The organism is Paraburkholderia domus (assembly GCF_905220705.1).
In the GTDB taxonomy this organism is placed as follows: Bacteria; Pseudomonadota; Gammaproteobacteria; order Burkholderiales; family Burkholderiaceae; genus Paraburkholderia; species Paraburkholderia domus.
This window is the reverse complement of record NZ_CAJNAT010000019.1, coordinates 97,217-116,832: the sequence shown is the minus strand read 5'-3', so window position 1 is coordinate 116,832 and position 19,616 is coordinate 97,217. Positions and strand designations below refer to the sequence as shown.

Here is a 19,616-nt window from a genome sequence, read left to right as displayed (position 1 = left end):
ATACCGCGGGCTACATGCGCCACGCCTATTCCTGACCATTAGCGAAAGGCGCAACCCTTCAGGGCGTTTCGTCTCTGCATAAGGTGCTCTTAAGGAGGGGCTACTAATTTCCGTGCGAGCAGAGTGGTAGCTGGTTTCCGTTTCTGACGTTCGAGACGCCCGCATGTCAGACGTGCGAGATTTCTTTGCAAAGATGTTCTGTCCGGCGTTACGGTATCGCGCGCTCCGCGAGGGAGCGCGCTTGACGCCTCGAAGACTTATTCAGCGATTGGCTTGCCAGCAGTGTCTTTTACCTTTGCGCTCCATTGCGAGCGGATTTCGGTAACAACGGATTGCGGCAGGGAAATGTAATCCAGGTCCTGAGCAGCCTGGTCTCCGTTCTTGAATGCCCAGTCGAAGAACTTCAGCGTTTCCTTACCTTGGTCCGGCTTCTCCTGCGCGGTGTGCAGCAGTACAAAGGTAGCGCCGACAACCGGCCACGCATCCTTGCCCGGTTCATTCGTCAGGATTTGGTAGAACGACTTCGACCAGTTGGCGCCAGCAGCGGCGGCCTTGAACGTTTCTGTCTCTGGCTGAACCTGGCGAGCCTGGCGCTTAATCTGTTCCGAAGTCTCTTTAAATTGTTCTGCGTCTTACGGCTGGGGTTGTCGCGGTGTGAAAGAGTTGCCTGTTTTTAAGGGTGCTTGCACTTTGAGCCATAGGATTTCAAATCTGAGGTCACTTTTGAATGCATTCGATGCGGCGATGTATGAAGCAAAGAACGGTGGGAGAAATCGGGTCGCCTGTTATCGCAACGCCTGCATGGCTGCCGCGAACCGCGCCAGTTTCAAGGTCGATGGTTTCGTACTCCTTTTTTCAGTGACGCGTGCTTCGAGTGCTATCGACGCTGCGTGCACTTCGCGTCTGGCGTCAACGACACGTTCATGCGCAAGTGCCTCGTCTGAACGAGGCTTTCCATTTGTCATTCTTCCGCCCGTGCACGTGATGTTGATATCTGTATCAACATCGACCACGGTATCGCACGCAGGTTCGTCTCGTCGTGAGCGGCGTGAGATTCGCGATACGTGTGGGTCTTTGGCCTTGGGCGCAGCGGCGCTCGCCGGGTTCGCGTTACCCAAGTTGGGTGAGCGGCGCGCGCCGGCAGTTCACCGGATCGGCAGTACGCCAAACTCGGGATTGCACGACCGAGCACCCATACCAATTTGACGACTAGCAAAGTCGGCATCTGGCGGGCGCGTGGGTTGAAGTAGCCCCGTCGCCTTGCATCGCCAGCCGAAAGCGATGCGCATATCTGAGACCGAGCCGGCCACCGAGGTTCTATAAACGTTCCCGCGGAAATTTTAAGTGTCTCTTAAGTTTATCCGCATAGGCTGGAATCGTCGTAATAGGGAATGCATACGTGGCGCCTGCGTAAGCGCTGCACCACGCAGGTCATTTCCACATCGCTAGGAGCGGTGTCATGCGAGCCGGAAATCTGATGCGTACGCCGGTTGCGGCGTGTCTGGTGGCGGTTTTGTCTGTCGGATGCATGTCCAGGCCCACCTATCTGTCCACAGTGCAGGGTTCGGTGGTGCCCAGCGCCATACCGACGACACCGCGAGTCATCTCGACAGGGATTACGAAGGACTTTGCAGATATCGTGCGGCAGAACGGGCCCGCCGTGGTTAATATCAGCGCGGCTCGCGCGAGCCATGTCGCCAATCTGACACCGCTTTGGCCGCCCGCATCGGACGAGCATGACCCGTTCGTCCAGTTCTTCAGACAATTCTCCCCCAACCGTTCCAGTGAAGGCACATTGTCATTGGGAGCCCTCGGCTCTGGCTTCATCATCAGCCCGGACGGATACATTCTCACTGGCGCCCAGGTGGTTGCAGGTGCATCGCAAATCAACGTCAGGCTCACGGACCGTCGCGAATTCAAGGCATCGGTCATCGGTGTCGACCCGCCAAGCGATATAGCGTTGCTAAAAATTGATGCGCATGACTTGCCAACAGTGAAAATCGGAAACCCATCCGATGTGAAGGTCGGGCAATGGGTCGTCTCTGTTGGTTCGCCTTACGGATTTGAAAATACAACCACTGCCGGCATCATCAGCAGCGAGGGACGGTTGCTCCCGGACGAAACGTATGTTCCCTTGATTCAGACCGACCTCACCCTGAATACTGGCGACTCAGGTGCGCCGCTCTTCGATTTGAACGGCGACGTCATCGGTATTGATATGCCGGTTCATCATGGTTTTCAGGGACTTTCGTTTGCGATTCCGATTGACGTCGCGATGAGAATAGAGCAGCAATTGCAGCTTCGCGGGAAAGTTGAGCACGGCCGCATGGGCGTGACCATTCAGGAGGTCAGCGCGCCTCTCGCGCGGTCCTTCGGCATGGCCCAGCCGGTCGGCGCGCTCATCAGTTCGGTTGATAAAAACGGGCCGTCAGCCAAATCTTGTTTGCGGGCCGGGGACGTTATATTGCGAGTGAACAGCGTGGCAATTACCGACTCGACGCAATTGCCTCTAGTCGTGGCCGACTTGGGCCCGGGGACTGCGGTACGCGTGAAGTTTTGGCGTGACCAAAAGGCCCATGAAACTTCGGTCGTGTTGGGTGCAATGAGAGGAAACTTGGTCGCCTCGGCCAAACCCGTTAAAACTACGGTCGGACAATTTGGCCTGACGGTGCGCAGTCTGACATCAGAAGAACGGCAAAAGGCCAGAGTGACCGGCGGTATCCGCGTCGAGGAGAGCACGGGTCCCGCAGAGCTAGCCGGCGTTCAGCCGGGGGACATCATCTCGCGGGTCAACAATACACCGGTGTCAAGCGCAGCTCAGTTGCGTGACGAGCTAGACCACGCTGGCGGGAACGTCGCGCTGCTGGTTCAGCGTGATCGTCTTCCAATTTTCGTGGCAATCGACATCGGATAGGAATACCGAGGAATACCAGCGACGGATGCTCCCGTATTTCAAGGAGTTCGACGGAGGTCAAAATGAAGCAACGTTCGATGTTGCGATTGAGTGCGATGACGCTCTAATGGTGTTCCTGTCGGCATCACTCACAAGTCGGCGGATTGGAGAGAAAAAAGCCATGAAATACGGACCATTCGCTTTGCTCATCGTCTCGTCGACTGTATGCGTGATTCCGCCAGCGAGCGCTCGTCCGGAAGAGAGCTTCGACATCGTGATGCTGAACCCGGTTGTGGTCAACACAATATCCGTCGCGAGCGACATGTCGGTCGTTGAGAATGATTTTCTGCCGATGGCATATCGACCTCCTCCGGTGGTCCATGGACCAGCGTATTACCCAGTGTGGCGAGATGGCGTGTCGCGTGGTAGCGGGTGGTTTGAGTATTTGCGCAGTGGTCGATTTTTCCTTCATGAGCGTGACGATGACAAGTGATTGCCAGGGTTGGTGACCGTCCGGGGAGGTTGCGGCCATGACGATTCGTCGTTGCCGGAAGTGTTTAAACCACGTAAGGAGAAACCAAAATGACATCGAGAATTCTCAAGTTGCTCGCAGTTCTGCTGGTTGGGTCACTAACAGCATGTCACTCGGGCGTCAAACTCAACGAGGGTGCCAACGCAACTGGTACGAGTGGTGGCATCGGCGCACAAACGAACCCGAGCGCCGTTACTCAGGTCAGTGTCGACCCGCTGAACGACCCGAACAGTCCGCTTGCCAAGCGCAGCGTCTACTTCGACTTCGACGACTATACCGTCAAGCCCGAATATGAACCGCTCCTGAAGCTGCACGCGCAATATCTGAAGAGCCATCCACAACGCCACGTGCGTATCCAGGGCAACACCGATGAGCGAGGCACGAGCGAATACAACCTGGCGCTGGGTCAGAAGCGTTCCGAGGCGGTCCGCCGTGAGTTGGTTCTGTTTGGCGTTCCCGACTCGCAGCTCGAGGCGGTCAGTTTCGGAAAGGAAAAGCCGGTCGCAACCGGACACGATGAAGCATCGTGGGCACAGAATCGCCGCGCGGATTTGGCATACCAACAGTAAACCGTGATGCACGGCGCGTCGTTGGTCTCACGCGGTAGTTTGCCAGAGGTTATCTATAACCTGAGCCGACACCGAGATGTCTTTCAGCAGGCACAACATGACAGTCACCGAAATATTGGAGCATTTTCGGTCACAGTGCAGAACGCTCCGGCGAAATAAAAATCAAACAGACATGTGCCTCGAATGCATGGAGAGCGAGGTGAAAGCAGATACGAAAGAACACCCGGACGATAGCCGCCGGAAATGGTTGATTGCGACATCGGTTGCAGGCGGCGTCGGCTGTGTCGCGACCCTTGTGCCATTTATTGATTCGTTCGCGCCATCGGCGAAGGCCCGAGCAGCAGGCGCACCTGTCACAGTGGACATCAGCCGTCTGATGCCCGGTGATATGGCGACAGTCGCGTGGCGCGGTATGCCGGTATTTGTCGTCAATCGAACCAAAGCCATGATGAATGATGTAGTCGAAGCCAATCCGCTAGTCGCCGACCCTTCCACTGACCATCCGTTCTCCATGCCGTTGCCGAGCTATTGCAGGAATGAATACCGCTCGCGACCAAATCATCAGAACCTTCTGGTCGTCATTGGAGTTTGCACGCATCTTGGATGCACTCCGCGACCGAGATTTCAGCCGGGTCCGCAGGCCAATCTGCCGGACAACTGGCCGGGTGGTTTCCTGTGCCCTTGTCATGGTTCCACATACGACCTTGCTGGTCGTGTGTTCAGGAACAAGCCGGCACCACAAAATCTGGACGTACCACGCTATATGTTTGCGTCGCCAGCGAGAATCTTGATTGGGCAAGATGAGCAGGGAGAAGCGTGATTGTCCTTGTGCGTGGCCGCTGACTGTGACAAGAACGGGGAGCTTGAGTCGATGTCGGCAATAGGGGTTTTTTTGAGGCGTTCGCACGGGTCTAAAACATCTCGCCGCATGTGAGCTTGTAGCGTCGTACGGACGCACATGGCATGGTGCGCTCAGTTTATCGACGACGAAGGGCGTTCATATGGCGACACTCGAACAAATCGGGGAAGAAAGTGAACCGCACACTGGAAGTTCTGTTGGATGCGATGCACCGGGTGGTAACATTTGTTGTCATCCTTATCGACCGCTCGCCCGGTACACCGCATGCCAGACAGTTTCGACCAGCTCGCCGCCCTGATCCGGGCGCGCTTCTCCGAACTGAGTCCACAGTTCCAGATGGGAGCCGGGTTCCTGCTCGACCATCCCGACGAAGTAGCGGTCTCGTCGATGCGCAAAGTAGCCGAACGGGCACAGGTGCAACCGGCTTCGCTGGTGCGTCTGTCGCAGCAATTGGGTTTTCCCGGCTGGAACGAATTGCGTAACCTGTTTGTCGCGCGCGTGCGCACGCGGCCCGAGCCGCTCACCAGCCGCGCCCGTTCACTCGTCAAATCAAAAGATGCGCTGGCCAACGACCTGCTGATCGCGCAACAACACAATCTTGAAGTCACTGCCGCGCATAACGGCCGCGTGATCGTGGAAGCGGCGCGTCTGTTGCGCCGCGCGCCGCATGTGCATGTCGCCGGCTTTCGCTCCTGTTATGCGGTGGCGTTCGGTCTTGTCTACGGCTACCGGCTGTTCCGTCCGTCGGTATCGCTGCTCAACGGCGAAGCGGGCACGCTGGAGATGCAACTGCGCACGGTCGAGCGTGATAGCGCGACTATCGTCATCAGTTTCGCGCCGTATTCAGTCGAAGCGGCGCGCGTGGCCGAAGCCGCGCTGGAAAAGGGCAGCAAGCTGATCGCGATCACAGACAGCGCGGTCTCGCCGATCGCGTTGAACGCCGACAAGGTGCTGATCTTTTCGCACGAGAGCCCGTCGTTCTTTCCTTCGCTGGTGGCGGCCACGGCGATTTCTGAGTCGCTGGTTGCGCATCTGCTCGCCCTGGAAGGGGCGGGAGCGGTCGAGCAACTTGCCATCGCCGAGCAATCGCTGCATGAAAAGGGCGCTTACGTGCCTTGAAGTTTTTCCTCTGAAGCACGCCGCAACTTGCCACGGAGCACGGCCGCTCCGTTTGATTCATCATCACGCTGTTTGACAACAAATGTTGTTTTGAAGTATAAATGCGTACCGATTGTTGAATAGGTGCGAGCCGTGGCGTCGAAGCAGGATTTAAGTGTCTTTCAGGTGGGCGGTGAGCCGTATGACATCGGCTACCGGCTGGGCGAACTCGCCAGACCGGTGTTCGCCGGCTATATGGAACAGAGCAGTGCGTGGCGCGCGGTTCGGCGCTGGCGCGGAGAGCCGTTCGTCCAGCGGTTGCGCGAGGCGGCCCAGGCGCATTTTCCTGCGCTGCTGGTCGAGTTGGACGGTATGGCGGCAGGACTGGGTTGGTCGGCGGAAGACATCTTTTTGTGGAACTGCCGCGGCGAGTTGATTCACAACGCGCCGGACGGCTGCACGACTTTGGCCGCCGTCGACGGCAATGCACGCTTCATTGCCCACAACGAAGACGGCGATGCCTTTCTGCGCGAGCGCTGCGCTCTGGTCGAGGTGCAAGCTGCCGGCAAGCCTGGTTTCGTTAGTTTCTATTACCCCGGATCGTTGCCGGGGCACACCTTCGCGGCCAACCGCGCCGGTCTCGTGCAGGCCATCAACAATCTGCGCATTCGCGTACCGGCCACCGGCGTGCCACGCATGATTCTCGCGCGAGCGGTGCTCGATGCGGTCTCGCTCGACGAGACGCTGCTCATCCTGCGCGGCACGCCGGCTGCGAGCGGCTTTCATCACACGCTCGGTTGTGCGGGGGACGGGCGTCTCCTGAGCGTCGAAGCAAGCGCACAGCGATGTTCCGTGCAAACGGTGTCCACCATCGCTGGCCATGCGAACCATCTGATTCATCCCGGTTGCGAAGCCGAGGCGCAGATCGTCACCGATTCTTCGCGTGACCGGCAGGCGCGCGTCGACCATTTGCTGACCACGCTCGCAGGTCCAATCACCCCCGCCGCATTGGTCGATGTATTGCAGGATCGCGCGCCTTCAGGCCTGCCGATTTACCGCGATGACCCGCTCGATCCCGACGACGAAAACACGCTCGCGACTACGCTTTTCGAAATCGGCAGCGATGCTGTCGCGATGAAAGTCTATCGACAGGGGCAATGTGCGTTCGACACCGTCATCGCATGCATGCCGACCACGCAAGCCGACGCCTGAGTTGCTGTCGCCAACAGAAAGGAAAGTGAAAACCATGTCCACCGTATTTCATCGCTCGCCGAAGCAGTCATTGCCGGTGGCTGTCGCCGGTGACGGCATCGAAATCATCGATTCCACCGGCAAACGCTATATCGATGCCTCGGGTGGCGCGGCCGTCTCGTGCCTCGGCCACAGCAATCAGCGCGTGATCGATGCGATCAAACGGCAGGCGCAGCAATTGCCGTACGCGCATACGTCGTTCTTCACGACCCAGGTCGCCGAGGAACTTGCTGATCGTCTGGTGGCGAGCGCGCCGCAAGGGCTCGAACACGTGTACTTCGTGTCGGGTGGCTCGGAAGCGATCGAGGCCGCGCTTAAACTGGCGCGGCAGTATTTCGTCGAGAAGGGCGAGTTGCAGCGGCGTCATTTCATCGCGCGTCGCCAGAGCTATCACGGCAACACGCTCGGTGCGCTGGCGATTGGCGGCAATGCATGGCGGCGCGAGCCGTTTCTGCCGATCCTGATCGAAGCGCACCACGTGAGTCCTTGTTACGCGTATCGCGAGCAGCGCGCCGACGAAACCGACGAGCAATTCGCGCAGCGGCTCGCTGACGAACTCGAGCAGAAGATTCTTGAACTCGGCGCCGAGACGGTGGCCGCCTTCGTTGCCGAAACGGTGGTGGGCGCAACCGCCGGCGCCGTGCCGCCGGTGCGCGAGTATTTCCGCAAGATCCGCGCGGTGTGCGATCGCTATGGCGTGCTGCTGATCCTCGACGAAATCATGTCGGGCATGGGCCGCACAGGCTACCTCTATGCGTGTGAGGAAGATGGCATCGCGCCGGACATCCTGACCATCGCCAAAGGGCTCGGCGCCGGCTATCAGCCGATCGGCGCAACGCTGGTCAGCGACCGGATTTATCAGGCGATCGTCGGCGGCTCGGGCTTTTTTCAGCACGGGCATACCTATATCGGCCACGCCACCGCCTGCGCCGCGGCGCTCGAAGTGCAACGCGTGATTGCCGACGACCATCTGCTGCCGAACGTCCAGGCGCGCGGCGAGCAGTTGCGTGGCCGGTTGCGCGAGCACTATGCGCAGCATCCGCATATCGGCGACGTCCGCGGGCGAGGGCTTTTTGTCGGTGTGGAGCTGGTGCAGGACCGCGCCACCAAGACACCGTTCGACGCGAAGTTGAAACTGCACGCGGCGATCCGGCGTGAGGCGTTCGCGCGTGGTTTGATGGTGTATCCGATGGGCGGCACGGTCGACGGCAAGAGCGGCGATCATGTGCTGCTGGCGCCGCCGTTCATCTGCACCGCGCGCGACATCGACGAGATCGTCAGCCGCTTGACCGATGCGATCGAAGGCGCGCTGGCCGCCATCTGACACCCTTTCCATTCCTGCGAGACTTGCGATGACCGAGCGTTTGCCCCACTTTGAACTCTCCGATGCCACGCCCGAACAGAAGGCCGTGCTCGATGAGATCCTGTCCGGCCCGCGTGGCAATCTGAACGGGCCGTTTCTGGGCTGGATTCATAGTCCGGAACTGGCGCAGCAGGCGCAGCGGCTCGGCGCGTTCTGCCGCTATCGCACCGGCTTGCCGCTACGGCTCTCGGAGCTCGCGATTCTGGTGACAGCGGCACGCTGGCAGGCGCAGGCCGAGTGGTACATCCACTATCCGATCGCCCTGGAAGCCGGTGTGGCCGAAGCGGACGCCGAGGCGATTCGCCAGGGGCATCGCCCGTCCTTCGCGAACGCCGATGATGCGTTGATCCATGACTTTGCGGGCGAACTGTACGACACCAAACGCGTGTCGGATGTGACCTATAGAAAGGCGGTCGGGCGCTTCGGCCACCAGGTGGTGATCAATCTGGTAGGCCTGCTCGGCTACTACGCCTTGGTGGCGATGACCCTGAACGTATTCGACATGCGGGCGGTGGGACAGGAGAGCTTGCCGTTCGCGGAGTAGCCGCTGTGCCGCCCACGGCAAGGCGCGGCTTGCGACGCGCGCATCTGCGAACCGTAAGCCGGCGTCGTCACGACACTGGCACACGGAAGCGCCTATGATGAAGTTCGGTCCAACCCCGCGCCTCTAGCGCCGCGCGGCATGCCCCGAGGGAATTCGCCTTTGGGGGACTCACGACCGATGCCGACACCACGAAAATCCGGGCTGGACCGTTGCGGGCGGCATCACGTACTGTTGAGGAGCGGCGCGAAGCAGGGCACAACAGGAGAGAGCGATGAAGCGCAAGGCATCAGCAGTCTGGCAAGGCGGCCTGCAAGACGGCAAGGGCTCGATTTCCACCGACAGTGGCGTCCTCAAGGACACGCAATACTCGTTTGCCACACGCTTTGCGGACGGTATCGGCACGAATCCGGAAGAGCTGATTGCGGCCGCGCACGCCGGTTGTTTCTCGATGGCGCTGTCGGCGGAACTGAGCAAGGCCGGCATCACGCCTGAACGTATCGGCACCACGGCAACCGTCACGCTCGACAAGGACGGCGGCGGCTTTTCGATCACCGCGGTGCATCTCGATGTAGCCGTGAAAATCCCCGGTGGCGATAAAGCGGCGTTCGAGAAGGCCACCGCGGACGCCAAGGCGGGCTGTCCGGTCTCCAAGGTACTGAACGCCACCATCACGATGGACGCAAAGCTCGAAACCTGAGCGTGTGGTTCATCCACCGCAGGCAACTGCAGGGCCGGCTGGCAGCGGTCGCGAGGCCGCTGGCTGCGACTTCCATTTATTTCCCACTCTCATTTGCCACTTAACGTACATGACGACGATCCGGCAGCGCGTGGGCGCGAAACGCCGGTCGCCGTTTTCAAAGGGACCGTCGATGACAACGCAAACTGAAAAAGCACGGCAATTCCAGTCATATCACGCAGCGGGCGAGGCCTTCATCATCCCGAATCCCTGGGACATCGGCACCGCGCGGCTGCTGGCGCTGGCCGGTTTCAAGGCGCTCGCCACCAGCAGCGCAGGCTATGCGTTTTCGCGTGGCTTGCCGGATAACGCCATCGGCCGCGCACAGATGATGGTGCATCTCGCCGAAATCGCGGGGGCGAGCGATTTGCCGGTTAGCGCCGATCTGGAAAATGGTTTCGGCGACGCCCCGGAAGACTGCGCCGAAACGATTATGCAGGCCGCGGCGGCAGGCGTGGTCGGCGGTTCGATCGAGGATGCGACCGGCCGCGCCGACGACCCGATCTACCCGTTCGAGGCCGCCGTGGAGCGCGTGCGTGCGGCGGCGGAAGCGGCGCGCACTTTGCCGTTTCCTTTCACACTGACGGCGCGCGCCGAGAACTATCTGGTGGGCCGGCCCGATCTCGACGATACGATCCGGCGTCTGCAGGCTTACCAGGAGGCCGGTGCGGACGTGCTTTACGCACCCGGCCTGAAGACGCGCGAAGAGATCGCCAGCGTGGTCGGCGCGCTCGACCGGCCGGTCAACGTATTGATGGGACTGCAGGGCGTCCTGCTCAGCTTCGACGACTTGCGCTCGCTAGGCGTGCGACGGGTGAGTGTGGGCGGCTCGCTGGCGCGTGCGGCGTTGGGCGCGTTTCTCCGTGCGGCGCACGAGATGCATGATCACGGCACCTTCAACTACACGAAAGAAGCCGCCAGCGGCAATGAGATCAATCAGCTGTTCACGACCGCCGCGCAGAAGTGGGGTAATTAGCTGACTGGTTCGACCCACAGCGTGTGCGAGGTGCTTTAACCGAGCGAGTTTTCGAAGGCGCAGGCCGGCGCGTGGACCGTGGTCCGGCCTGTGAAGGCGCTGCCCGCCGAGCCGCTGGCGCGAGAAGTGGGCGCCTGAATTCGCCGGACAGTGTCAACTTCCAATCTCGCCTTGATTTGTTGAACGGTTAGTCATAATATCCGTCAGATGAAGCAATCTGGCAACTGGAAGCAATCCGTGAAAAAAGGTGGCGAGGCCTGTCCTCGGGGGCGGCCGCGCGAGTTCGACACGGACACTGTTTTAGCGAGCGCGAGCCAGGTTTTCTGGAATCACGGCTATCACGCCACGTCGATCGACGACCTCTGCAAGGCCACCGGCCTGTTGCGCGGCAGTCTGTACGGCGTATTCGGCGACAAGCACGGCATCATGCTCGCCGCGCTCGATCACTACGCGGAAGGTTCGGTCGCGCGGCTGGCCGAACGGCTGAACGCTCCGGTGCCGGCGGAAGAGGCGCTACGCAACGCTTTGCTGCATTACGCCCGGGTCGCCTGTGCGCTGACTGGCGAGCGCAGCTGCTTCATTACCAACACCACGCTAGAGATGCAACCCGGCGACGAGGCGCTGCGTACCCGCGTCGCGGCAATTCAACGCCGTATGGCGACTTTGCTGGCGGCGTCGGTGATTCGCGGCCAGGCGAGCGGCGCCTTCAATTCCACGCTCGACGAAAAGGCCGTCGGCGATTTCCTGTTGTGCGTCATGCAAGGACTGCGCGTATTGGGGCGAGTCGCTCACCAGGAAGATGCATTGATCGGAATCGTGGACGTCGCCATGCGCGCGCTCGTCTAATTTTTTTTACCTATTTCTTGAACGAACAGTCATGAATAGCGAAGCCATCAAGCCCGCTCCGGCGGCATTCGTTGAGGCCGCGGCAAGGCCGACAGCCGGTGGGATGGGAGCCGCCGTCTGCCCAGGCGTGGGTGCCGTGGCCGCCAGTGCGGGTGCCTCTGCCGCGAAAGCTGCATCCGGTTTCGAGCGCCAGGGACTCGCGCTCGCCGTGCTGTTCGTCGGCGCCTTCCTCGCACCGCTCGACTATTTCATCGTCAACCTCGCGTTGCCGTCGATTCACACCGGTCTGAACGCCACCGACGCGCAATTGCAACTCGTGGTGTCCGCTTACGCATCTGCTTACGCCGTGCTGCTGATCACAGGCGGACGCCTCGGCGACCTGTTCGGCCGGCGTCGTATGTTCATGACGGGGATGGCGGCGTTTGTGGTCGCCTCCGCGCTGTGCGGCTTCGCCACCAGCGGGCACATGCTGGTGATCTCGCGGATCGTACAGGGCATCGCGGCCGCGGTCATGGCGCCGCAAGTGCTCGCGACCATCCGCGCGGTTGTGCCGCTGCATCGGCAGACCAAGGTCATGAGCCTCTACGGTTTTGTATTCGGGCTTTCGTCGATCGTCGGCCAGCTGGGTGGCGGCGCGCTGATTACCTATCATCCGTTCGGGCTCGACTGGCGCATCATTTTTCTGATCAACATTCCGATCGGCATCGTGGCCTTCATCGGCACCTGGAAGTTCGTGCCGGAAAATCAGCCGGCCACGCGCACCGGCATCGACCTGAAGGGCGTCGCGCTGCTCTCGATCGTGCTGCTGCTGCTCATCTATCCGATGACCCATGGCCGTGAAGCCGGCTGGCCCGCGTGGACCTTCGTGATGTTCGCGCTGGCCGTGCCCGCGTTCGCGCTATTCGTGGCGACCGAGCGGCGCGTCGAGCGCGGCGGCGGCCATCCGCTGGTGGATCTGCAATTGTTTCGCAACCCGGCCTTTGCTCTGGGTCTCGTGCTCGCGTTCCTGTTCTATTGCAACAGCGCGTTTTTCCTGACCTACGGCATCTTCCTGCAAACCGGCTTGCATTGGACACCGCTCGCTTCGGGCATGGCCATCATGCCGTTCGCGATCGGTTTCGTGGTCGGGCCGTTGACGTCGCCCGCGGTGGTCAAGCGCATTGGCGGCCATGTGCTGGCACTCGGTTTCTCGATGATGACTGTCGGCTTCACGGTCACTGGCTGGTCCGCGACCCATGCCGCCACGCCGGACCTGCTGTTCTACTGCGGACTGGTGTGCGCGGGCGTCGGTCACGGCCTGTTGTTGCCGTCGATCATGCGCATCGTGTTGCTGGAAGTCGCGCCGGAGAAGGCGGGCCTCGCCTCGGGCGTGGTGTCGTCGACCTTGCAGATCGGTTCGGCGTTCGGCACGGCGGCGATCAGCGGTGCGTTTTTCGGTGTGATCGGCGGTCGCGAGACGCCGGCTGCCTATGCGCACGCGTTCCAGTACAGCCTCGCGATCAACGCGTGTCTGATGTTCGTGTGTATCGGTTTGAGCGTGCTGCTGGTGCGGCATCAACAACTGGCATTGCGCCGGGCTGCGCAGGCGGTTTGAAAATAGCGGGCGCGAAATCGTTTTCAACGGTGACCGCTGGAAACTATTATGCACTTTATACAAAACGGGTTTTGGCGTCGGTGCATTTACCGGTGAGTTTCCCGTTCATAGATAATTCCGCTTTCCCGGTGATCGGAATAAACCCGAATCGGTTTCATGGCGGCGCGTTAGATATGACAAATCCTGCCCGCATTTTCTACTTGCGGATAGGGTTCTCCGCCGTAAGTCTTGCTATCGTGCAGTGCCGCACGGGTGGCGGCCTGGCGCCGATTTGAAGGGTTTTCCCGGCTTGACCTGTCAATCGCCGGAGCGGGAATCCTATTTCAGTGACGATGAAAACGGTATCAATAAAAAGCACTTGCCGTGGTTAATTTCGATTGTTAATCTTGGCCAGCTTTTTAGAGTTTTCCTTCGGCAGGGTTCTATGTTGCAAGGCACCAGGCGATAACTTAATTCCGCTCAACGGGTTCCGTAGGGGGTTGAATATGCTGACCGCTATCATTGACGCATTCGAAACATCGCCTGCCGCACGCTTCAATGCCGGCGACGTCGTCACGTTGAAGGAAGGTGGCGCGCGCATGACTGTGACGTATGCAGGTCCGGTGGCGCTCAATCCTGGCGACTGGCTGATTTGCGAGTGGTTCGACGAACATGGCGAACTGCGCCGCGAGATGTTCGCGCACGAGAGCGTACGGGCTGAGCCGCGCTCGATTCCTGCTGGCTCGGTGCTGTGGGGCAGAATGGGGCGGGCGGCCTGATTATTTCTCGCCGCGGTCACGCATCGTGGCGCGCCTTTGCACGCGCACCAGAAGCGCCGAAGAAAACGCCCGCATCCGCATGATCTTCCGGGTCTCCACGACTTCACCCGCCACGTTCTTCGGCGGGTTCGGCTGCAACGACCAATAGAGGGCGAGCAGCCAGCCGAAACCGGTCCAGCCAAGGCACGCATTGAAGAGCGCCAGCGTCAGCACGTCGTGACGCTTGCGCCGGTCCGCGAGAATACTCGGCAGAAAATACAGCGCGAGCGCGAGCACCGCGGCGATGGCCTGAACCACGACATTGCTACCCATAGTCTGGCTCCCCAGGACGCGACATATACTGCGATTGTCGCGCGATTGTCTTCTTTGCGCAGCGCGCATCAGGACTATCATTCACGTTTCGACTGAACAGATTCCCCACGGACCGCCACCATGATCTCCGACGATACGACCCAGCAGACTCAGCGCATCAACCAGGACACGCTACGCGAATTCGTAGACCGCAAATGGAACGACGAGATCGTGCCTGCGCTCACCGACTATATCGCGGTGCCGGCCAAGAGTCCGGCGTTCGATCCCGAGTGGGTCAAGCACGGTTATCTTGAGCGCGTGGTCACCGACGCGGCGCGATGGGCCGAACAGCAACCCGTGCGCGGTCTGAAGCTTGAAGTGATCCGTCTGCCGGGCCGCACGCCGGTGATTTTCTTCGAAACGGCCGCGACGCGATCGGGCAGCGAAGAAACCATCGTGCTGTACGGCCACCTCGACAAGCAGCCTGAATTCGACGGCTGGCGCAACGACCTCGGCCCGTGGACACCGAAACTCGAAAACGACAAGCTGTACGGCCGCGGCGGCGCCGACGACGGCTACGCGATCTACGCGAGCCTCACAGCCCTGGCCGCGCTGGACGCGCAAGGCATCGAGCGTCCGCGCTGCGTCGGCCTGATCGAAACCTGCGAGGAATCAGGTAGCTACGATCTGCTGCCGTACGTCGACGCCTTGCGCGAACGGCTCGGCAAAGTCGGTCTCGTCGTGTGTCTTGATTCGGGTGCGGGCAACTACGATCAGCTGTGGCTCACTACGTCGTTGCGCGGATTGGTCGCCGGCGACCTGGAAGTGCAGGTGCTCGACGAAGGCATTCACTCGGGCGGTTACGGCGGCATTGCGCCGTCGAGTTTCCGCATCATGCGTCAACTGTTCGACCGCCTCGAAGACTCGGCCAACGGCACACTGCTGCCGAAGGGCTTTCACGTCTCGATCCCGGCGGACCGTCTGCGCGAAGCGGAAGCGACGGCTCAAATTCTCGGCGACGATGTCTGGAAAAAGCTGCCGTGGGCCTGCGGCCAGGACGGCCGCCAGGTTCTGCCGACCACGACTAATCCGCAAGAGGCCTTGCTCAACTCGACGTGGCGTCCGTCGCTATCGGTGACCGGCGCGGCCGGCTTGCCCGCGCTGGCCGACGCCGGCAACGTGCTGCGTCCGCGCACGGCGTTCAAACTGTCGCTGCGCCTGCCGCCGCTGATCGAAGCGGAAAAGGCCGTGGCCGAACTGAAGGCGCTGCTCGAATTCGATCCGCCGTACAACGCCAAGGTCACCTTCAAGCCGGACGCCGGCGCGGCGAGCGGCTGGAGCGCGCCCGATCTCGCCCCGTGGCTTGCCACCGCGCTTAACGACGCGTCGCGCGCGCACTACGGCGCGGACGTTGCCTATATGGGGCAGGGCGGCACGATTCCGTTGATGAACGTACTGAAGTCGGGCTTCCCGAAGTCGCAGTTCATGGTGTGCGGCGTGCTCGGGCCGAAGTCGAACGCACACGGCCCGAACGAGTTCCTGCACGTGCCGTATGGCAAGAAGCTGACGGCAGCGGTTGCCGAAGTGATCGCGGCCGCACCGTGAGCGTTGCGCCTTGATGTTTGCGCAATAACGTTGCTTTCGAATCGCGGGCGCTCCGGGCGCCCGCGTTTGAATATGCAGACTGCATATTCCGTCTGTTAGCCCACAAATAAAAAAACAAACATTCACAAGCTATATTTTCGATTGCATTACCTAATCGAAAGCTATTTCTTTTTCTTTCCGATCCGGCAAGAAATTCAAGCATTGTTCGTTCGCTAATTTATTGCGGCCGGGTGCTCATTTACGGGCGAATTTCGCCCATCTTCGGTGCGCAAGCGTTTGCGTCTCCATCATCCTTTACACCATGACTGTCCTCCCCGCAGCGCTCCATCTGACGGGGCTTCACGCGTGTGTTGCATTCATCTGTTGGTTACCCCGCTCCCATCCGATTCCGGTCTGCTTTAGGCTCGCATTGCACTACCAGCGTTTAACCTTAAAAGGACCGATCAAAATGAATCTGCATAATCACCACGCCTGCCGCCCGTTCCTCGAGGCCGGCAATTTGTCGCAAGTCTCCGCTTACTACGAAGAAGGCCGCAACATCATGTGGATGATGCTGCGGGCGCAGCCGCGTCCCTGTTTTAATCTCGAACTGGTGCACGACATTCTGGGTCTCGCACAGGCAGCACGAGAGTCCGGCTTGCCGATCGACTTCTGGGTGACCGGCTCGTTGATTCCGACCATGTTCAACGTAGGGGGCGACCTCGATTTCTTCGCCGACTCGATTCGCTCTGGCAGGCGCCAGGCGCTGATGGCGTACGCGCGAGCCTGTGTCGATTGTGTGCACGCGGCGGCGCGCGGCTTCGACACGGGGGCGATTTCGATCGCGATGGTGGAGGGCACGGCGCTTGGAGGGGGCTTCGAGGCGGCACTGGCGCACCATTTCCTGCTGGCGCAGAACGATGCGCGCATGGGCTTCCCGGAGATCGCATTCAACCTGTTCCCGGGCATGGGCGGTTATTCGCTGGTCGCGCGCAAGGTGGGTATGCGGCTTGCCGAGGAGTTGATCGGCGTGGGCGAGTCGCATACGGCTGAGTGGCACTTCGGCAAGGGGTTGGTCGACAGCCTGTTCGAGCCGGGCGACGCTTATATGGCGACGCGCACCTTCATCGACACGCTCAGGCCGAAGATGAACGGAATCCGCGCGATGCTGCGGGCGCGCCAGCGTGTGCTGCAACTTTCGCGCGCCGAGCTGATGGAAATTACCGAGGACTGGGTGGACGCAGCCTTCACGATCGAGGAGAAGGACCTCGCCTTCATGGAGCGGCTGGTGATGCTGCAAAACCGCCGTACTTCGAACCTGCGCCAGACGGCCTCCAGCGCGGCCAATTTCGCCTGAATCGCTCCGAGTCTCGACGACATCGACCCATAACGATCCACAACGCCGGGGCCCCCCAAGGGAACCTCCTTCGGGGCGCCCTCCAATCCCCCAAGGGGATTTCCTGCGGGGCAGGCGACTTCCTTCGGGGCGCGCGAAGCTCAGGCAATCAGTCTGAGCTTCTGCCTATCCTGCAACCAGCGCTCGAATTCCGCGGCCGGCATGGCCTGACCGTACAGGAAGCCTTGCACGTAGTCGACGCCCAGCCCCTTCATGAACGACTCTTCCGATTCGGTTTCGATGCCTTCGGCGACCACCTTGAAATTCAGTTCCTGCGCGACCACCACCATCGAGCGCACCAGTGCTTGCGCTTTGGTGTCGGCATTGATCGAGCGGACGAAACTGCGGTCGAGTTTGATCACGTCGAGCGGAATGCGGCCCAACTGCGAGAGCGACGAATAGCCGGTGCCGAAATCGTCCAGATGAACCTGCGCGCCAACCTGGCGGAACTGCTTGATCAGATCGATCGCAGCCGCTTCGTCCTCGATCAGGCAGCTCTCGGTGAGTTCGAGGTCGATCAGGCACGGATCGAGATTCGCGCATTGCAGCGCTTCACTGAAATGCCGCACCACGGCGGTATCGACCAGTTGCCGTGCCGACACGTTGATCGCGATGCGCAGGTTGTAGCCGTCCGCCTTCCATTTGGCCGCTTGCCTGGCAGCGGTTTGCATGACCCAGCGGCCGAGTACGCCGATCAGTCCGGACTCTTCGGCATAGCGGATGAACTCGGCCGGCATGATCTGCCCGCGCTCCGGCGAGTTCCAGCGCACCAGCGCCTCCGCGCCCTGCACCACGCCGGTGGCTAGCACGAGCTTGGGCTGATAGTGCAGCGTCAGCTGGCCCTCTTCGAGACCGCGCCGCAAGTTGGTGTCGAGCCACATGTACTCGGCGACCTTGCGGTTCATGTCGGGCGAGAACACGCGAGAGGTGCGCTTGCCCTCATCTTTGGCAACGTACATCGCCGTGTCCGCGGAACGGATCAGCGATTCGAGGCCGTCGCCGTGTTCCGGATACCGCGCGATACCGATCGAGCAGCCGGTGTAGACCTCGACGAGCCCCAGGCTGAACGGCGTACGCAGGCGTTCGAGAATGCGCTGCGCGGTGGCTTCGAGATCGTGAGCGGTGCCTTTGGCCGCGAGCACGATGAATTCGTCGCCGCCGAGGCGCGCGAGCGCATCGCCGTCGTTCAGGCAGGCACTGATGGCTGTCGACACGTCGCGGATCAACCGGTCGCCGAAGACGTGGCCGTAGTGGTCATTGACCTTCTTGAAGTTGTCGAGATCCAGGAACAGCACGCCGACGGATTCGTCCGGCCCGGCTTCTTCGATCGCGGTACGGATCTTGTCCTGGATGGCGTTGCGATTGGCGAGGCCAGTGAGCGAATCCGTGTTCGCCAGTTCGGTGAGCCGTTCCTGCGCGAGCCGTTCTTCGGTGATGTCGGTCCCCGAGCAGATCAGGAACTGTTCCTCGACGCCGCTGCCGCTTTGCACGAACTTGTTGCGAAACAGGAAGAGCCGTTCGCCGTGAATGGTTTTCACGCGCCGCTCGACTTCGTACGAAACGCCGCGATTGAAGAAGCCCGAGATGTTCTGACTGGAGGCCGCGCCCGCTTCCGTGGACATGAAGAGCGCCCACACATTGCGGCCGACGATGTCTTCTTCCTTGACGCCCGTGAGTTCCTCGGCGAGACGGTTGAAGCGCTGTATACGGCCATGCCTGTCGACGATCACCACGACCGAATTGACTTCGGAGACGACCTGTTCGGCGAACGAGAGGCCATGGACCAGATCGCGTGCGACGGATTCCGTGTCGTCATAGGCCGAGGCCGTGCCTGCCCACGTATTGCTGGCGAGTTTTTTGCCGACGAGGTGCAGGCGCAGCGGTTCGCCGAACAGCCGCACGTCGAGGATGAGGTGCGAGGTGACGCCGGTGAGGCAACGGATTTGCGAAGCCTGCTGGGGATTCAGCGGAATGGCGACATTGGCTGGCACGTCGCCGGTAACGGGCGTGAGTTCCAATGCGTTGCTGTCGTTCGACAGACGCCAGCAAGGGCTGCTAGTGCCGAACTGGGCAAAAAGCACCTGCTCGTGTTGGTCGTCGTTCATGAGATCCCCGGGGCGGTGTGTGCCGATGAGCCCACTGTGAAGGCGGGTTGACGGCAAACAGTCTTCATCATACTTAAAGACTGGCCCCATTGTAGCGAAGCGGCTAGAGTTCGGGCTTATAAACCGGGCTTATAAGCATTAACGGTTGAGATGGCCTTCGGCTTTAGGGTTTTGTGTGAGGTGCGCGCTGGCGCGAAGCCTCGAAACCGCTTCAAAACGGC

At 60.7% G+C, this 19,616-nt stretch carries 18 protein-coding genes and 1 pseudogene; 16 read left to right on the top strand and 3 right to left on the bottom strand.

Annotated elements, in window-relative coordinates; genetic code table 11:
- Positions 1-257: 257 nt before the first annotated feature.
- Positions 258-578 (bottom strand): annotated as a pseudogene (locus tag KHO31_RS39470) (phosphate ABC transporter substrate-binding protein PstS); the annotation flags it as partial.
- 881 nt (positions 579-1,459) lie between these two features.
- Between KHO31_RS39470 and KHO31_RS26655 the strand changes: the two are divergent.
- The 14 genes from KHO31_RS26655 (at position 1,460) to KHO31_RS26590 (ending at position 14,019) form a co-directional block, all read left to right on the top strand.
- A complete protein-coding gene (locus KHO31_RS26655; protein ID WP_211624485.1) occupies positions 1,460-2,914 on the top strand; it encodes a trypsin-like peptidase domain-containing protein in 1,455 nt (484 codons plus the stop codon).
- Positions 2,915-2,939: 25 nt separating this feature from the next.
- Positions 2,940-3,386, top strand: coding sequence for a hypothetical protein (locus tag KHO31_RS26650; protein WP_201072636.1), 447 nt, complete (start codon positions 2,940-2,942; stop codon positions 3,384-3,386).
- A gap of 89 nt (positions 3,387-3,475) precedes the next feature.
- A complete protein-coding gene (gene pal, locus KHO31_RS26645) occupies positions 3,476-3,994 on the top strand; it encodes a peptidoglycan-associated lipoprotein Pal (protein WP_201072638.1) in 519 nt (172 codons plus the stop codon).
- A gap of 187 nt (positions 3,995-4,181) precedes the next feature.
- A complete protein-coding gene (petA, locus tag KHO31_RS26640) occupies positions 4,182-4,814 on the top strand; it encodes a ubiquinol-cytochrome c reductase iron-sulfur subunit (RefSeq protein WP_201073001.1) in 633 nt (210 codons plus the stop codon).
- Positions 4,815-5,117: 303 nt separating this feature from the next.
- Complete coding sequence (locus KHO31_RS26635) at positions 5,118-5,972, top strand: MurR/RpiR family transcriptional regulator (RefSeq protein WP_201072641.1); 855 nt, start codon at positions 5,118-5,120, stop codon at positions 5,970-5,972.
- Positions 5,973-6,104: 132 nt separating this feature from the next.
- Positions 6,105-7,163 (top strand): C45 family autoproteolytic acyltransferase/hydolase, encoded by a 1,059-nt coding sequence (locus KHO31_RS26630; protein WP_201072643.1) that lies wholly within the window; start codon positions 6,105-6,107, stop codon positions 7,161-7,163.
- Positions 7,164-7,197: 34 nt separating this feature from the next.
- A complete protein-coding gene (locus KHO31_RS26625) occupies positions 7,198-8,526 on the top strand; it encodes an aspartate aminotransferase family protein (RefSeq protein WP_201138861.1) in 1,329 nt (442 codons plus the stop codon).
- 28 nt (positions 8,527-8,554) lie between these two features.
- Positions 8,555-9,109, top strand: coding sequence for a carboxymuconolactone decarboxylase family protein (locus KHO31_RS26620; protein ID WP_201122433.1), 555 nt, complete (start codon positions 8,555-8,557; stop codon positions 9,107-9,109).
- 271 nt (positions 9,110-9,380) lie between these two features.
- Positions 9,381-9,806: an OsmC family protein gene (locus KHO31_RS26615; RefSeq protein ID WP_097396500.1), complete on the top strand. Its 426-nt coding sequence runs from the start codon at positions 9,381-9,383 to the stop codon at positions 9,804-9,806.
- Positions 9,807-9,978: 172 nt separating this feature from the next.
- Positions 9,979-10,821 carry an isocitrate lyase/PEP mutase family protein gene (locus KHO31_RS26610; RefSeq protein ID WP_201072649.1) on the top strand — a complete coding sequence of 281 codons (843 nt, stop codon included), beginning with the start codon at positions 9,979-9,981 and terminating at the stop codon, positions 10,819-10,821.
- A gap of 207 nt (positions 10,822-11,028) precedes the next feature.
- Positions 11,029-11,667: a TetR/AcrR family transcriptional regulator gene (locus KHO31_RS26605; protein WP_201072651.1), complete on the top strand. Its 639-nt coding sequence runs from the start codon at positions 11,029-11,031 to the stop codon at positions 11,665-11,667.
- A 31-nt stretch (positions 11,668-11,698) separates the two neighbouring features.
- Positions 11,699-13,261 carry an MFS transporter gene (locus tag KHO31_RS26600; RefSeq protein ID WP_211624483.1) on the top strand — a complete coding sequence of 521 codons (1,563 nt, stop codon included), beginning with the start codon at positions 11,699-11,701 and terminating at the stop codon, positions 13,259-13,261.
- A complete protein-coding gene (locus tag KHO31_RS26595; RefSeq protein WP_201072654.1) occupies positions 13,258-13,536 on the top strand; it encodes a hypothetical protein in 279 nt (92 codons plus the stop codon). The genes KHO31_RS26600 and KHO31_RS26595 overlap by 4 nt, the downstream gene beginning before the upstream one ends.
- Before the next feature lie 210 nt (positions 13,537-13,746).
- Positions 13,747-14,019 carry a YodC family protein gene (locus tag KHO31_RS26590; protein WP_201085042.1) on the top strand — a complete coding sequence of 91 codons (273 nt, stop codon included), beginning with the start codon at positions 13,747-13,749 and terminating at the stop codon, positions 14,017-14,019.
- Here KHO31_RS26590 and KHO31_RS26585 read toward each other — a convergent pair whose 3' ends face one another.
- On the bottom strand, positions 14,020-14,331 hold the full coding sequence (locus KHO31_RS26585; protein ID WP_201072658.1) for a superinfection immunity protein: 312 nt from the start codon (positions 14,329-14,331) through the stop codon (positions 14,020-14,022).
- 120 nt (positions 14,332-14,451) lie between these two features.
- On the opposite strand from KHO31_RS26585, the gene KHO31_RS26580 reads away from it, so the two are divergent.
- Positions 14,452-15,915 (top strand): M20 family metallopeptidase, encoded by a 1,464-nt coding sequence (locus tag KHO31_RS26580; RefSeq protein WP_201072660.1) that lies wholly within the window; start codon positions 14,452-14,454, stop codon positions 15,913-15,915.
- A 448-nt stretch (positions 15,916-16,363) separates the two neighbouring features.
- Positions 16,364-17,251, top strand: coding sequence for a crotonase/enoyl-CoA hydratase family protein (locus KHO31_RS26575; RefSeq protein WP_201072661.1), 888 nt, complete (start codon positions 16,364-16,366; stop codon positions 17,249-17,251).
- Between the two features lie 140 nt (positions 17,252-17,391).
- Here the strand turns inward: KHO31_RS26575 and pdeR are convergent, their stop codons facing one another.
- Positions 17,392-19,395: a cyclic di-GMP phosphodiesterase gene (pdeR, locus tag KHO31_RS26570; RefSeq protein WP_201085044.1), complete on the bottom strand. Its 2,004-nt coding sequence runs from the start codon at positions 19,393-19,395 to the stop codon at positions 17,392-17,394.
- Positions 19,396-19,616: the final 221 nt, after the last annotated feature.

Coding starts and splice junctions, on each gene's coding strand:
- KHO31_RS26655 (WP_211624485.1), top strand. CDS start 1,460: ATGCGAGCCGGAAATCTGATGCGTACGCCGGTTGCGGCGTGTCTGGTG.
- KHO31_RS26650 (WP_201072636.1), top strand. CDS start 2,940: ATGCTCCCGTATTTCAAGGAGTTCGACGGAGGTCAAAATGAAGCAACG.
- pal (WP_201072638.1), top strand. CDS start 3,476: ATGACATCGAGAATTCTCAAGTTGCTCGCAGTTCTGCTGGTTGGGTCA.
- petA (WP_201073001.1), top strand. CDS start 4,182: ATGGAGAGCGAGGTGAAAGCAGATACGAAAGAACACCCGGACGATAGC.
- KHO31_RS26635 (WP_201072641.1), top strand. CDS start 5,118: ATGCCAGACAGTTTCGACCAGCTCGCCGCCCTGATCCGGGCGCGCTTC.
- KHO31_RS26625 (WP_201138861.1), top strand. CDS start 7,198: ATGTCCACCGTATTTCATCGCTCGCCGAAGCAGTCATTGCCGGTGGCT.
- KHO31_RS26620 (WP_201122433.1), top strand. CDS start 8,555: ATGACCGAGCGTTTGCCCCACTTTGAACTCTCCGATGCCACGCCCGAA.
- KHO31_RS26615 (WP_097396500.1), top strand. CDS start 9,381: ATGAAGCGCAAGGCATCAGCAGTCTGGCAAGGCGGCCTGCAAGACGGC.
- KHO31_RS26610 (WP_201072649.1), top strand. CDS start 9,979: ATGACAACGCAAACTGAAAAAGCACGGCAATTCCAGTCATATCACGCA.
- KHO31_RS26605 (WP_201072651.1), top strand. CDS start 11,029: ATGAAGCAATCTGGCAACTGGAAGCAATCCGTGAAAAAAGGTGGCGAG.
- KHO31_RS26600 (WP_211624483.1), top strand. CDS start 11,699: ATGAATAGCGAAGCCATCAAGCCCGCTCCGGCGGCATTCGTTGAGGCC.
- KHO31_RS26590 (WP_201085042.1), top strand. CDS start 13,747: ATGCTGACCGCTATCATTGACGCATTCGAAACATCGCCTGCCGCACGC.
- KHO31_RS26585 (WP_201072658.1), bottom strand. CDS start 14,331: ATGGGTAGCAATGTCGTGGTTCAGGCCATCGCCGCGGTGCTCGCGCTC.
- KHO31_RS26580 (WP_201072660.1), top strand. CDS start 14,452: ATGATCTCCGACGATACGACCCAGCAGACTCAGCGCATCAACCAGGAC.
- KHO31_RS26575 (WP_201072661.1), top strand. CDS start 16,364: ATGAATCTGCATAATCACCACGCCTGCCGCCCGTTCCTCGAGGCCGGC.
- pdeR (WP_201085044.1), bottom strand. CDS start 19,395: ATGAACGACGACCAACACGAGCAGGTGCTTTTTGCCCAGTTCGGCACT.